Raw genomic sequence first — 13,579 nt, 5'->3', positions numbered from 1 at the left:
AGCCCCCGCCTGTCAGACCATCAGCCGATAGCCACCCGATTCGGTGACCAGAAGCCGCGCGTTCGAGGGATCGGGCTCGATCTTCTGACGCAGCCGGTAGATATGGGTCTCGAGCGTATGGGTCGTGACCCCGGCGTTATAGCCCCAGACCTCGTGCAGCAGCACATCGCGCGCCACCACGCCATCGGTCGCGCGGTAGAGGAACTTGAGGATATTGGTTTCCTTCTCGGTCAGCCGGATCTTGCGATCCTTGGCGTCGACGAGCATCTTCATCGCCGGTTTGAACGTATACGGCCCGAGCTGGAAGACCGCGTCCTCGCTCTGCTCATGGGTGCGCAATTGCGCGCGCAGCCGCGCCAGCAGAACCGGGAATTTGAACGGCTTGGTGACGTAATCATTCGCCCCCGAATCGAGCCCGAGGATCGTATCGGCATCGGTATCATGGCCGGTCAGCATCACGATCGGGCATTTCACGCCCTGCTTGCGCAGCTTCTTGCACAGCTCGCGCCCGTCGGTATCGGGCAGCCCCACATCGAGCACCACCAAATCGTAAAGCGCGGCTTTCGCCTTCTCCACGCCCTCCGCGCCCGAGCCCGCCTCGAACACCTCGAAATCATCGGTGGCGATCAGCTGCTCGGCCAGCGCCTCGCGCAGATCGGTATCGTCATCGACGAGAAGGATCTTCTTCAGTCCTGCCATCGGTGCCTCCTGTTCTTCGTCACCTGTGTCGTTGCGCTGAAGCTGAGGCCTGATCACATCCGCGACAAGGGGGGTGAAATCTTTCTCACGCGGAGGTGACGCGCGGACGGGATATGTTTCAATTTGTTACGCCCGGCGCTATGTCTTTGCCATGGAACAGATCCTCTCCCTTGGGCCGACGCCCGCCGAACGCCTCAACCGCGCCCGCGCCGATCTGCGCATGGGCCTGCCGGTGGTGCTCTCCGGGGTCTGCCTTGCGGTGGCAGTCGAGACGCTGAGCGCGGCGCGGCTGGCGGCGCTGCGCGGGCTCGGGCGGCCGGTTCTGGCGCTGACCTCGTGGCGGGCCGAGACGCTGAAAGCGCGGGTCTATGACGGGGATCTCGCCCGCGTGCGGGTGCCCGAGGACGCCGATCTCGCCTGGTTGCAGGCGCTCGCTGACCCGGCCGATGATCTCAGGATGCCGATGAAGGGCCCGCTGGCGAGCGAGCGCGAGGGCGATGCGGGGCTCGCGCGCGCCGCGATCGCGCTGGCGAAATCGGCGCATCTTCTGCCCGCGGCGCTGCTTGTGCCGCTCACCGGCCCGGCGCCCGAGGGGCTGACCGCGCTCGATGCCGCGCAGGCGCTGCGCGAGATCGCCGCCGAGACAGTGCTCGCGCCGGTCTCCGCCGCCCGCGTGCCGATGCGCGCCGCCGAGAAGGGCCGGCTCCATATCTTCCGCCCCGATGACGGCGGCGAAGAGCATTACGCGATCGAGATCGGCGCGCCCGCGCGCGACAAGCCGGTGCTCGCGCGGCTGCATTCGGCCTGTTTCACCGGCGACGTGCTCGGCTCGCTCAAATGCGATTGCGGCCCCCAGCTCGACGCCGCGCTGACCCAGATGGGCCATGAGGGCGCGGGGGTGCTCCTCTACCTCAACCAGGAGGGGCGCGGCATCGGGCTGGCCAACAAGATGCGCGCCTATTCCCTGCAAGATCAAGGCTTTGACACGGTCGAGGCGAACCATCGGCTGGGCTTCGAGGATGATGAGCGCGATTTCCGCATCGGTGCGGCGCTTCTGAAAAAGCTCGGCTTTGCGCAGGTGCGGCTCCTGACCAACAACCCCGCCAAGGTGCGCATGCTCGAGGCCAATGGCGTCCATGTCGCCGAGCGGGTGCCGCTCAAGGTGGGCTTGAGCCGCCACAACGCCGCCTATCTGGCCACCAAAGCCGCGAAATCGGGGCATATCCTGTGATCCGGCTGAGCCCGCAAGGTCTGCGCACCGGCAACCGGGTTCTGCCCTGCGAAATCGGCCGCGGCGGGCTCTCACGCAGCAAACGCGAGGGCGATGGCGCAACGCCGGTCGGCCGCCTCACCGTCCTCGAAATGCTCTGGCGCCCCGACCGGCTGGCGCAACCCGCGCCCTGGGCCCGCCCGATCGGCCCGCGCGATCTGTGGTGCGACGCGCCCGACCACCCGGCCTACAATCAGCCCGTCCGCGCCCCCTTTGCGGCCAGCCACGAGCGCCTGCGCCGCGCTGACCCGCTCTATGATATCGTGCTGGTCACCGACTGGAACTACCCCGAGGCCACCCCCCACGCAGGCTCGGCGATCTTCCTCCACCAGCGCCGCCGCCCGGGCTTCCCCACCGCCGGCTGCATCGCCCTCGCGCGCAAGGATCTGCTCTGGCTCGCCGCCCGCCTCGCGCCCGGCACCGAAATCCTGGTCCCGGATCTCGCCTGCTTTCATCTTGCCCAAAATATCCCGGGGTCCGGGGCAGCGCCCCGGTCCGGCCTCGCCCCCCGCGACAAGGCCTGAGCCTCAGCGCGCGCCATAATCCCGCGCGCCGAAAATCGCCGAGCCGACCCGCACATGGGTCGCCCCCGCCGCAATCGCCGCCTCGAAATCCGAGCTCATCCCCATCGAGAGCCCCGCCAGACCATTGCGCGCCGCCATCTCCGCGAGCATCGCGAAATGCGGGCCCGCATCCTCGCCCTCGGGCGGGATGCACATCAGCCCGACAACCGGCAGATCCTTCGCTCGCGCCTCGGCCACAAAGCCGTCGACCTCCGCCGGCAGAACCCCCGCCTTTTGCGGCTCGGCGCCGGTATTGACCTGCACGAAAAGCTCCGGGCTCGCGCCGCGCGCCTGCGCGAGGCTCGCGAGCTTCACCGCCAGCGAAGGCCGGTCGAGCGTATGGATCGCCTCGAAAAGCTCCACCGCGAGCTTGGCCTTGTTGGTCTGCAAGGGCCCGATCATATGCACCGCGACCTCGGGGAATTCCGCGCGCCAGGCGGGCCATTTGCCCGCCGCTTCCTGCACGTAATTCTCGCCAAAGAGCCGATGCCCCGCGCGCAGCACCGCCTCGACCCGCTCGCTCGGCTGCACCTTCGACACCGCGATCAGCTTGACCGACCCGGGCGCGCGCCCCGCCGCCGCCTCTGCCGCCGCGACCCGCGCGGCAATCTCGCTCAGACCCATCTGGCCCTCCTTTTGCCCCCAGATAAACCGCCGGGCGCAAAAATGAAAAGAGCGGGCGCAAGGCCCGCTCTTCCCAAGATCCAATCCGGAAGGATTAGAACTTGAACTTCACACCGAGGTCGGCGGTCGGGTCGGTGTTGGCCAGATCGTCGTCCGAGATGCCGCCGACGATCGAAGCGCCGCCGCCGAGGTCGTACGAAGCGCCGAGGCCGTACCAGGTCACGTCGCCACCAGCGGTGAACTCAGCTTTCTGCACGTAGCCGAGGACGGTGGTCGCGCCGAACTTCGAGGTCACGCCCAGGCCGAAGGCTTGGTCAACCGGGTTCTGCTTGCCGCCTTTGGCGAAGTAAGCTTTGACCGAGGTGTCGCCGAAGGTCGCAACACCGGCGAGCTCGCCTTGGGTGTAGTCAACGCCAGCAACGCCGCCGACGTCTTCCAGCATTTCGTAGCCGAAGCCGACGGTGTAGTTTTCGTAGGTGTAAGCACCGGCGACCGCATATTCTTGCTGGTCGTTGACCGAGCCCAGTTTGCCGTCCGACATCGACGCCGCGATCGAGATCGGGCCGGTCGAGTAGGTGTACAGGACGACCGGGTTGCCGGCCAGGGTGGTCACGCCGTCACCGGTCAGGTACGGAATGTCGTTTTCGAGGCCGCCAGCCGACGTGAGGTCGGTGTAGCCAACTTCCGGCAGGTCGCCGAACAGGGCTTCCGGAGCCGAAACGGCGTCGCCCATTTCGATTTTGCCGAACGCGCCCGAAACGTAGACCGAGCCTTCCGAACCGTAGGCAGCGCCGTTGTCCAGGACCGAGTCACCGGCTTGGTCAGCGCGGAACGAACCGCCGAACTCGATGCCGTTGTCGGTGGTGCCCGAGAGCGTGAAGGTCACGCGAGCGCGGCTGGAGAAGTTCCAGTCGGCGCCGTTGTAGACGATACCCATACGGCCGTCGCCCGAGAGCGAGACTTCAGCGGCAGCGACGCCAGCGGTCATAACCAGAGCGGTCGTCGCGAAGAGAACCTTTTTCATCGTTTTCCCTCATTGTCTTTAAGGTAAACCCCAACTCAGGGAAATCCGAATTGGGTATGGCGGTGTTTTCGCCCCTGCGGCCCCGCAATGCAACGAAAACGACCGGGAAAATCAGATTGCCCGAAGGCGTGGTGCAGTCTTGCCACAGTCTCGCCGGGCCGGCGGCGCCGGTTCGGCCCGCGCGGGCCTGCGCGCGCCCCGCACACGGGCGCAGCCCCGCGCGCGGGCCGAAATCCCTTGTCGCCCTGCGGGGCATCGGCTAGAGACATTCCATGCGAGACTGAGGCCTTAGGGGGCAGCGAGCCATGACGATCCGACCCATCATCCGTGCCGGCGCCTTGATCGGGCTGTGCGTCGCGCTCTCGGCCTGCGGCGATTCGACGAGCCGGATGTTCTCCTGGGGCGGGCCGCGCACCGCGGAAAAGCCCGGCGAGGCGAAAGTCACCGCGACGCGCGAGAATGAGGTCAACCAGGGCGGCTCGACCGTCTGGGATCTGTTCGGCAACAACGACCAGCCCGACGTGAAGATCGAGGTCAACAAATACCTCTGGCAGGCCTCGCTCGAAGTGCTCGATTTCCTGCCGATTCAGTCGGTCGACCCGTTCTCCGGGCTGATCGTGACCGGCTATGGCACCCCGCCGGGCGGCGGGCGCGCCTACAAGGCGACGATCATGGTCACCGACCCGGCGCTTGATGCGCGCAGCCTGAAGGTCTCGCTCGAGAGCCGCGGCGGCGCGGTTTCGCCCGATACCGTGCGCGCCGTCGAGGATGCGATCCTGACCCGCGCGCGCCAGATCCGGATCCGCGATTCGAAGCTCTGAGGCCCCGCGCGGCGCCTTTCTCATGCGATTTTGAGCCCGGGCGCGGGCTCCTCTCTGGACCTCGCCCCGCCCCCCGGTGTAGCAACCGGGCAGATTTCCGCATGAGGGACCGAGATGACGCGCTACGAACCGAGCCAGACCGAGACGAAATGGCAAGCCGCCTGGGACGAGGCCGGCGTCTTCACCGCGCGGCATGACCCGAGCCGGCCGAAATATTACGTCCTCGAGATGTTCCCCTACCCCTCGGGGCGGATCCACATGGGCCATGTGCGCAACTACACGATGGGCGATGTGGTGGCGCGCACGAAAATGGCGCAGGGCTTCTCGGTGCTGCATCCGATGGGCTGGGACGCCTTCGGGATGCCCGCCGAAAACGCCGCGATGGAGCGCGGCGGCCATCCGAAGGACTGGACCTACGGCAATATCGCCGACATGCGCGGCCAGATGAAGCCGCTCGGGCTCTCGATCGACTGGTCGCGCGAATTCGCCACCTGCGACCCGGAATATTACGGCCAGCAACAGGCGATGTTCATCGACATGCTCGAGGCGGGCCTCGTCTACCGCAAGAACGCGGTGGTGAACTGGGACCCGGTCGACATGACCGTGCTCGCCAATGAACAGGTGATCGACGGCTGCGGCTGGCGCTCGGGGGCGCCGGTCGAGCGCAAGGAGCTCACCCAGTGGTTCTTCCGGATCTCGGATTTCGCGGGCGATCTGCTCTCGGCGCTCGACGGGCTCAAGGATTGGCCCGAGAAGGTGCGCACCATGCAGGCCAACTGGATCGGCCAGTCGCGCGGGCTGCAATTCGCCTTCTCGACGGTGGGCGCGCCCGAGGGCTTCGACCGGCTCGAGGTCTATACCACGCGCCCCGATACGCTGATGGGCGCGAGCTTCGCCGCGATCTCGCCCGACCATCCGCTCGCCAAACATCTCGAGCGCCACGACCCGGAGATGGCCGCCTTCATCGCCGAATGCCGCAAGGGCGGCACCACCGAGGAAGCCATTGAAACGGCGGAGAAACTCGGCCGCGATACCGGCATCCGCGTGCGCCACCCGCTCGACGAGGCCTGGGAGCTGCCGGTCTATATCGCCAATTTCATCCTGATGGATTACGGCACCGGCGCGATCTTCGGCTGCCCCGCGCATGACGCGCGCGACTTCGAATTCGCCACCAAATACGGCCTGCCGATCCATTCGGTGTTCCGCCCCGAGAGCGACGAAACCGCCGAGGCCGATCTTGTGCCCGCCGAGGAATTCGTGCCGCTCAAATCCGAGCGCGTGCACTATATCCGCGGCTTTGCGGGCGCGGCGGTGCAGACCGGCGAAGAGGCGATCGCGGCCGCCATCGCGTTTTGCGAAGAGCGCGGCATCGGCCAGGGCGTGACCAAATATCGCCTGCGCGATTGGGGCCTGTCGCGGCAGCGCTACTGGGGCTGCCCGATCCCGGTGGTGCATTGTGCCGCCTGCGGCGTGGTGCCCGAGAAGAAAGAGAACCTGCCGGTTCGCCTGCCCGATGATGTCACCTTCGACAAGCCCGGCAACCCGCTCGACCGCCACCCGAGCTGGCGCGATTGTGCCTGCCCGGTCTGCGGCGCGCCGGCCAAGCGCGAAACCGACACGATGGATACTTTCGTCGATTCGTCTTGGTATTACGCGCGCTTCACCAGCCCGCGCGCGGCCACGCCCACCGTCGCCGAGGAAACCGAGTATTGGATGAACGTCGATCAATATATCGGCGGCATCGAGCATGCGATCTTGCACCTGCTCTACTCGCGCTTCTTTGCCCGCGCGATGCAGGCGACCGGCCACCTGCCCGCCAAAGCGATCGAGCCGTTCAACGCGCTCTTCACGCAGGGCATGGTCACGCATGAGATCTACATGACCCGCGACACCAACGGCCGGCCGGTCTATCACCTGCCCGAGGAGGTCGAGGACGGCAAGCTGCGCGCCACCGGCGAGGCGGTCGAGATCATCCCCTCGGCGAAGATGTCGAAATCGAAGAAGAACGTCGTCGATCCGATGAACATCATCGCCTCCTTCGGCGCCGATACCGCGCGATTCTTCGTGATGTCGGACAGCCCGCCCGAGCGCGATGTCGAATGGACCGCGGCGGGCGCCGAGGCGACCTCGAAATTCCTCGCGCGGGTCTGGCGGATCGCGTCGGAGATCGCCGAGGGCGCGGGCGGCGAGGAAGGGCCCGAAGATCTCGCGCTGCGGAAGGCCGCGCACAAGGCGGTCGACGAGATCACCCGCTCGATCGAGGGCTTTGCCTTCAACAAGGCGGTGGCGGCGATCTACGGGCTGACCAATACGCTGTCGAAATCCACCGCCTCGAACGGCGCCAAACGCGAGGCGATGAAGCTGATGGCGCAGCTGATGGGGCCGATGGTGCCGCACCTGGCCGAGGATATCTGGGCGCTCCTGGGCGGCGCGGGCTTTGTCGTCACCGCGCCCTGGCCGAAGGCCGACCCGGCGCTTCTGGTCGAGGATGAGGTCACGCTGCCGATCCAGATCAACGGCAAGCGCCGCGGCGAGATCACCGTTCCCAAGGACATGCCGAAGGAAGAGGTTGAAAAGCGCGTTCTGGCGGATGAAGCTGTGCTCAAGGCGCTGGCCGGGGCCGCGCCGAAGAAGCTGATCGTGGTGCCGGGGCGGATCGTCAATGTGGTCATCTGACCGGAGAGCATTTCTCGGGCTCGCGGGGGCGCTTGCGCTCGCGGGCTGCGGGTTCACGCCGGCCTATGGGCCCGCGGGCGGCGGGCGCGTTCTGTTGGGCGGGGTCGCCCCCGATGCGCCGGAAAGCCGCGACGATTTCGCGCTGGTGCGGCGGCTCTCCGAGCGGCTCGGGCCGGTCGAGACGCCGCGGTTCCGCCTCGCCTACAAGGTCTCGACCGATGTTCTGGGCCAGGCGATCACGCCCGAAAACGCCACGACGCGCTATTCGCTGACCGGGCTCGTCGATTACACGCTCCATGATGGCGGCTCGGATGCGGTGCTGCTGACCGGGCGCGTGACCTCCTTCACCTCGTGGTCGGCGACGGGCTCCACCGTGGCCACCCAGGCCGCCGAGGACGATGCGCATGAGCGGCTGATGCGGATGCTCGCCGATCAGATCGTGACCCGGCTGCTCGCGCAGGCGGGCTCGCTGCCGCAATGAAGCTCGCCGGGCTCGCCGCGACGCGCTATTTCGCGCGCCCCGAGCCGGAGCGGACGGGCCTGCTGATCTTTGGCGCCGATGCGATGCGGGTGGCGCTGCGCCGCCAGGAGGTGATCGCCGCGCTGATCGGCCCCGAGGGCGAGGCGGAGATGCGGCTGAGCCGGATCCCGGCCGCCGATCTGCGCCGCGACGGGGCGGTGCTGCTCGATGCGGTGAAGGCGGTGGGGTTCTTCCCCGGGCCGCGGGTGGCCTTTCTCGAGGATGCGACCGATGCGCTCGCGCCGGCGGTCGAGGCGGCGGTGGCCGCGTGGCGCCCGGGCGATGCGCAGATCGTCGTGACCGCGGGCTCGCTGACCGCGAAATCCGCGCTGCGCAAGGTTTTTGAAGGCCATTCAAACGCTTACGCCATCGGCATCTATGATGATCCGCCCTCGCGCGAGGAGATCGAGGAGGTGCTGAAGAAGGCCGGCCTGCGCGATATCTCGCAAGGCGCGATGACCGATCTTCTGGCGCTGGCGAAGGCGCTCGACCCGGGCGATTTCCGCCAGACGGTCGAGAAGGTCGCGCTTTACAAATATGGCGATGCGAGCCCGCTCGAGCCCGCCGATGTGGCCGCCTGCGCGCCCGCGACGCTCGAGGCCGAGGTCGATGACGTGCTCAACATCGTCGCCGAGGGCCGCGCGCAGGAGCTCGGGCTGACGATGCGGCGGATCGAGGGGCAGGGCGTGCAGCCGGTGCAATTGGCCATCGCCGCGCTGCGCCATTTCCGCGCGCTGCATTTCGCGGCCTCTGATCCGGGCGGCCCGGGCGCGGGGCTGCAACGGATGCGCCCGCCGGTCTTTGGCCCCCGCCGCGACCGGATGCAGCGGCAGGCGCAGGCCTGGGGGATGTTCCGCCTCGAGGAGGCGCTCAAGCTCCTCGTCGAGACCGATCTCACCCTGCGCTCGGCCTCGCGGGCGCCGCAGATGGCGCTTCTGGAGCGCGCGCTGATGCGGCTGGCGATGATGGCGCGGCGCTGAGCCATTGCCGCGCGGGCGCGGGCATGCGATCTGTGCGGCAAGGACGGAGGCCCCATGGATACGCTCGCGCCGCTTTTGAGCAAACTCGACCCGATCATCGGCCCTTGGCTGGCCACCGCGCGCGATTGGGCGACAAGCCCGGCCGCCTGGTCGCAATTCGTGGCTCTGGTGCTCGCCTGGGCGCTGGCGGTGGGGCTCGGGCGGCGGCTCGGGCCGCGGCTTGGCGCGCTGATCGCGCCGAAGGCCGAGGCGCGCGGGCTGATCGCGCAGGCGCGGCGCTGGTCGCTCTTGCTGCTGCCGCTTCTGGTGCCGCTGCTCGCCTATGGGCTGACCGCGCTCGGCGAGGCCTTCACCCGCTCGCTCTTCGGCTCGGGCGCGGTGATCGCCTTTGGCAAGCGGGTGTTTTTGTTCCTCGCGGTGCGCGCCTTCGTGCGCGATATCCTGACCGAGCCGTTCTTGCGGCTTCTGGGGCGCTATATCCTGCTCCCGGCGGCGGCGCTCTATGCGCTCGGCCTGCTCGGGCCGATCACGCTCTGGCTCGAGAGCCTGACGATCGAGCTCGGCAATATCCATTTCTCGGTGATGGCGCTCATCCGCGGGGCGGTGGCGGGGGCGCTGCTGTTCTGGCTGGGCTCCTGGTCGAACCGGCAAAGCGCCGATTACATCCGCGCGCAAGATGGCCTGCGCCCGGCGACGCGCGCGCTCGCGACCAAGGCGGCGGAGATGGCGATCTTCGGCGCGGCCTTCCTGCTTTTGATGTCGATCATGGGGATCGACCTGACCGCCGTCGCGGTCCTGGGCGGCGCGCTTGGCGTCGGCATCGGGCTTGGCCTGCAACAGATCGCGGCGAATTTCATCTCGGGCGTGATCCTCCTCGTCGAGGGCCAGACCACGGTCGGCGATTATGTCGAGCTCGATGGCGGCGAGAAGGGCACGATCGTGAAGATGACCGCGCGCGCCTGTGTCCTCGAGACCTTCGACGGCAAATGGATCGTGGTGCCGAACGAGCATTTCATCACCTCGCGGGTGATCAACTACTCCGATCAGGGCTCGGCCAACCGCTATGATGTGAGCTTTCAGGTCAGCTATGACACCGATCTCGAGCGGCTGGCGGAGGTGGTCCTGCCGGCGGTGGAGGCGCTGCCCTTCGTGCTGAAATCGCCCGAGGGCCCCGATCTCGAGCTCGCCGGTTTTGGCGAGAGCGGGGTCGATTTCACCTTGGAATATTGGGTGAACGGCATCGACGACGGCAAGAACAAATACGCAAGTCAGGTGCGGTTCGCGGTCTGGGGGGCGCTGAAGGCGGCGGGGGTCGAGATGCCCTATCCGCATCGGGTCGTCGAGCTGCGGCAGGGCGCGGGCGCATGAGCGCGCTTGTCATCGGGGCGGGGCCGGCGGGGCTGATGGCGGCCGAGGAGCTCGCCCGCGCGGGGCGGCGCGTGGTGGTGGCCGAGGCCAAGCCCACGCCCGCGCGCAAGTTTCTGATGGCGGGGAAATCGGGGCTCAACCTGACCCGGGTCGCGCCCGATTTCGCCGCCGCCTATCGCAGCGACTGGATGGGGGAGATCGTCGCGGGCTTTGGCCCCGAGGCGGTGCAGGACTTTGCCCGCGGGCTCGGGGTCGAGCTTTTCGTGGGCTCGACGGGGCGGGTGTTTCCGGTCGGCATGAAGGCCTCGCCGATGCTGCGGGCCTGGCTCGGGCGGCTGGCCGGGATGGGGGTCGAGATCCGCACGCGCTGGCGCTGGAGCGGGTTTGCGGGCGCCGCTTTCGCCTTTGAAACGCCTCAGGGCCCGCGCGAGATCACGCCCGAGGTCACGGTTCTGGCGCTCGGCGGGGCGAGCTGGCCGCGGCTTGGCTCGGATGCGGCCTGGGTGCCGTGGCTGGCCGAAAAGGGTGTCGAGATCGCGCCGTTCCGCCCCGCGAACATGGGCTTTTCGGTCGCCTGGTCGGCGCATATGGCGCCGCATTTCGGCCAGCCGGTGAAGGGCGCGGGGCTGATCACCGCCGCGGGGATGAGCCGGGGCGAATTCGTCGTCTCCGCGCGCGGGCTCGAGGGCGGCGGGATCTATGCGATCTCGGCCGAGCTGCGCGAGGGCAGCCCGCTCGCGCTCGATCTCGCCCCCGATCTCGGGCTCGAGGCGCTCGCCCATCGCCTCGCGCGGGTCTCGCCGCGCGAGAGCCTCGCCAACCGGCTGCGCAAGGCGCTCAAATTCGATCCGCTGCGGGTCGCGCTCCTGAACGAATGGGGCCGGCCGCTGCCCTCCGACCCGATGGCGCTGGCGCGGCGGATCAAGGATCTGCCGGTGCGCCACAGCGGGCCGCGCCCGATCGCCGAGGCGATCTCCTCGGCGGGCGGTGTGCGGCGCGCGAGCCTGACCGAGGGGCTCGAGCTCACCGCCCTGCCCGGCGTCTTCGCCGCCGGCGAGATGCTGGATTGGGAGGCGCCGACGGGCGGCTACCTGCTCACCGGCTGTTTCGCGACCGGGGCCCATGCCGGGCGCGCGGCGGCGGCGCGCTAGGCGCAGAGCGCCCTTGCCGCGGCGCGGCGGAAAAGATACATACCATTCATTGAATATATGAGGGCGGTGCCATGACCCATATCGCGATTCTCGGCTCGGGCTTTGCCGCCCTGACCGCTGTGCGCCAGCTCCGCCGCCGCGGGGTGAGCGCGAAGATCACCGTGATCTCGCCGCGCGATGCGCTGCATTACCTGCCCTCGACGATCTGGCTGCCCGCAGGGCTGCGCACGGCGGAGGGGCTGAAGCTGCCGCTCGGGCGGTTCTTCGCGCGCCACAACGTCACCCATCTGGCCGCCACCGTCACCGGGCTGAACGCCGCCGCGCGGGTCGTCGAGACCGATCAGGGCCCGGTCGAGGCCGATCACATCATCATCGCGACGGGCGGGCGGTTCCTGCGCAAGCTGCCGGGGATCGAGAATGCGATCATCCCCTGCGAGGGCATCGCCTCCGCCGAGGCGATCGCGGCGCGGCTCGCGGCGCTCGATGGCGGCACGATCGCGATCGGCATGGCCACCAACCCGAACGAGCCGGGCGCGATCCGCGGCGGGCCGATGTTCGAATATCTCTTCATCCTCGACACCCTCCTGCGCAAACAGGGCCGGCGCGAGCGGTTCAATTTCGTGTTCTTCTCGCCCTCGCCCCGGCCCGGGCAGCGGCTGGGCGAAAAGGCCGTCGACGGGATCCTCGCCGAGATGCGCCGGCGCGGGGTGACCACGCATCTGGGCCACAAGATGGTGCGGATCGAGCCGGGCAAGATCGTCACCGAGGGCGGCGAGATCGCGGCCGATCTGATCCTCTTCCAGCCCGGCATGACCGGCCTTGCCTGGTTTGCCGAGACCGACCTGCCGCTCTCGCCGGGCGGGATGATCCAGGGCGATGAGCTGTGCCGCGTCGTCGGCCGCCCGGGCGTCTGGGTGGCGGGCGATGCGGGCAGCTTCCCGGGCCCCGACTGGCTGCCCAAACAGGCCCACCAGGCCGATCTGCAAGCTAAGGCGCTGGCCGACAACATCGCCGATCTCCTCGCCGGCAAGGCGCCGTCGCGGCGCTTCACGCCGGAGCTGATCTGCATCATGGATTCGCTCGACAGCGGGATGCTCGTCTTCCGCCGCGGGCGGATCAACCTCGTGCTGCCCGCGCTCAAGCCGCTCCATTGGCTCAAGCGCGCCTTCGAGAATCACTACCTCAAGGCCTATCGCTGATCAGCGCGCCGCGGCCCGCTGATAGGCCGGCCGCGCCCGCATCTGCGCCTGGAACTCGCTCAGCCGATGCTCGACGATCGGGAATTTCGCGCCCAGCGCCCAGTCGAGACAATGGCCGAGCAAGATATCGGGCACGGTCATCTCGGCGCCCATGATGAACGGCCCCTCGCCCATCCGCGCCACCAGCGTATGTTGCGCGCGCTCGAATTCCCAGCGCAGCGAATTCTTGATCCCGGCCTCGCGCAGCTCCTCGGGCAGCACGAAGGTATGGCGCGCCGCGAGCCAGAGCGCGGCGTCGAATTCATCGAGCAGGAATTGCGTCAGGCTGTCCTGACGGGCGCGGGCGAGCGTGCCGGCGGGGTGGGTGAAGGCGCCGTGGCGGTCGGCCAGAAACTGCACGATCGCGGTCGAATCGAGCACCGGCGTGCCATCGACGATCAAGACCGGCACCTTGCCCGCCGGGTTGACCGCCGTCACCCCCTCCGAGCGCGGCGCGGCGTTGACATGCTCATAGGGCTGGCCGAGCTCCTCGAGCATCCACAAGACCCGAAAGGCGCGCGAGCGCCCGGTGCCGATGACGGTATACATGATCACCTCCCCGTTTCGGTCCATTGGGCCACGGCCTCGGGCGGCGCGCAAGGTGATTGTTCCGGGAACAATCGCGCCGTTGACGGGGGCGGCGGG

General features: G+C 68.3%; 13 protein-coding genes. 9 read left to right on the top strand and 4 right to left on the bottom strand.

Going from position 1 to position 13,579, the window contains the following annotated elements:
- Window positions 1-12: 12 nt before the first annotated feature.
- Window positions 13-699 carry a response regulator transcription factor gene (locus LPB142_RS01955; RefSeq protein ID WP_068766298.1) on the bottom strand — a complete coding sequence of 229 codons (687 nt, stop codon included), beginning with the start codon at window positions 697-699 and terminating at the stop codon, window positions 13-15.
- A 151-nt stretch (window positions 700-850) separates the two neighbouring features.
- Here LPB142_RS01955 and ribA point away from each other — a divergent pair, with 151 nt between their 5' ends.
- Both ribA and LPB142_RS01945 read left to right on the top strand, forming a co-directional pair.
- The gene (gene ribA / locus LPB142_RS01950) at window positions 851-1,930 is read left to right on the top strand and encodes a GTP cyclohydrolase II (RefSeq protein WP_071165345.1); all 1,080 of its coding nucleotides are present in this window, start codon (window positions 851-853) and stop codon (window positions 1,928-1,930) included.
- Window positions 1,927-2,493: a L,D-transpeptidase family protein gene (locus tag LPB142_RS01945; RefSeq protein ID WP_071165344.1), complete on the top strand. Its 567-nt coding sequence runs from the start codon at window positions 1,927-1,929 to the stop codon at window positions 2,491-2,493. The genes ribA and LPB142_RS01945 overlap by 4 nt, the downstream gene beginning before the upstream one ends.
- Before the next feature lie 3 nt (window positions 2,494-2,496).
- On the opposite strand, the gene LPB142_RS01940 is transcribed toward LPB142_RS01945, so the two are convergent.
- Both LPB142_RS01940 and LPB142_RS01935 read right to left on the bottom strand, forming a co-directional pair.
- On the bottom strand, window positions 2,497-3,156 hold the full coding sequence (locus LPB142_RS01940; RefSeq protein WP_071165343.1) for a YggS family pyridoxal phosphate-dependent enzyme: 660 nt from the start codon (window positions 3,154-3,156) through the stop codon (window positions 2,497-2,499).
- Between the two features lie 94 nt (window positions 3,157-3,250).
- On the bottom strand, window positions 3,251-4,180 hold the full coding sequence (locus LPB142_RS01935) for a porin (protein ID WP_071165342.1): 930 nt from the start codon (window positions 4,178-4,180) through the stop codon (window positions 3,251-3,253).
- Between the two features lie 305 nt (window positions 4,181-4,485).
- Between LPB142_RS01935 and LPB142_RS01930 the strand changes: the two genes are divergently transcribed.
- The 7 genes from LPB142_RS01930 to LPB142_RS01900 all read left to right on the top strand — a co-directional run bounded on the left by LPB142_RS01930 (window position 4,486) and on the right by LPB142_RS01900 (window position 12,895).
- The gene (locus tag LPB142_RS01930) at window positions 4,486-5,001 is read left to right on the top strand and encodes a DUF3576 domain-containing protein (RefSeq protein WP_071165341.1); all 516 of its coding nucleotides are present in this window, start codon (window positions 4,486-4,488) and stop codon (window positions 4,999-5,001) included.
- A gap of 114 nt (window positions 5,002-5,115) precedes the next feature.
- The gene (leuS, locus tag LPB142_RS01925) at window positions 5,116-7,677 is read left to right on the top strand and encodes a leucine--tRNA ligase (protein ID WP_071165340.1); all 2,562 of its coding nucleotides are present in this window, start codon (window positions 5,116-5,118) and stop codon (window positions 7,675-7,677) included.
- Window positions 7,664-8,158, top strand: coding sequence for an LPS assembly lipoprotein LptE (gene lptE / locus LPB142_RS01920; RefSeq protein ID WP_071165339.1), 495 nt, complete (start codon window positions 7,664-7,666; stop codon window positions 8,156-8,158). Before leuS ends, lptE begins: the two co-directional genes overlap by 14 nt.
- Window positions 8,155-9,177 (top strand): DNA polymerase III subunit delta, encoded by a 1,023-nt coding sequence (holA, locus tag LPB142_RS01915; protein ID WP_068766305.1) that lies wholly within the window; start codon window positions 8,155-8,157, stop codon window positions 9,175-9,177. Before lptE ends, holA begins: the two co-directional genes overlap by 4 nt.
- Window positions 9,178-9,231: 54 nt before the next feature.
- On the top strand, window positions 9,232-10,545 hold the full coding sequence (locus LPB142_RS01910; protein WP_068766306.1) for a mechanosensitive ion channel family protein: 1,314 nt from the start codon (window positions 9,232-9,234) through the stop codon (window positions 10,543-10,545).
- Window positions 10,542-11,696 carry a TIGR03862 family flavoprotein gene (locus LPB142_RS01905; protein ID WP_068766307.1) on the top strand — a complete coding sequence of 385 codons (1,155 nt, stop codon included), beginning with the start codon at window positions 10,542-10,544 and terminating at the stop codon, window positions 11,694-11,696. Before LPB142_RS01910 ends, LPB142_RS01905 begins: the two co-directional genes overlap by 4 nt.
- 71 nt (window positions 11,697-11,767) lie before the next feature.
- Window positions 11,768-12,895, top strand: coding sequence for an NAD(P)/FAD-dependent oxidoreductase (locus LPB142_RS01900; protein ID WP_071165338.1), 1,128 nt, complete (start codon window positions 11,768-11,770; stop codon window positions 12,893-12,895).
- Here LPB142_RS01900 and LPB142_RS01895 read toward each other — a convergent pair whose 3' ends face one another.
- Window positions 12,896-13,483: a glutathione S-transferase family protein gene (locus LPB142_RS01895; protein ID WP_071167087.1), complete on the bottom strand. Its 588-nt coding sequence runs from the start codon at window positions 13,481-13,483 to the stop codon at window positions 12,896-12,898. It abuts the gene before it with no gap.
- Between the last annotated feature and the right edge of the window lie 96 nt (window positions 13,484-13,579).

The organism is Rhodobacter xanthinilyticus (genome assembly GCF_001856665.1).
GTDB classification, from domain to species: Bacteria; Pseudomonadota; Alphaproteobacteria; order Rhodobacterales; family Rhodobacteraceae; genus Rhodobacter; species Rhodobacter xanthinilyticus.
This window is presented reverse-complemented; position numbering and strand designations above follow the sequence as displayed.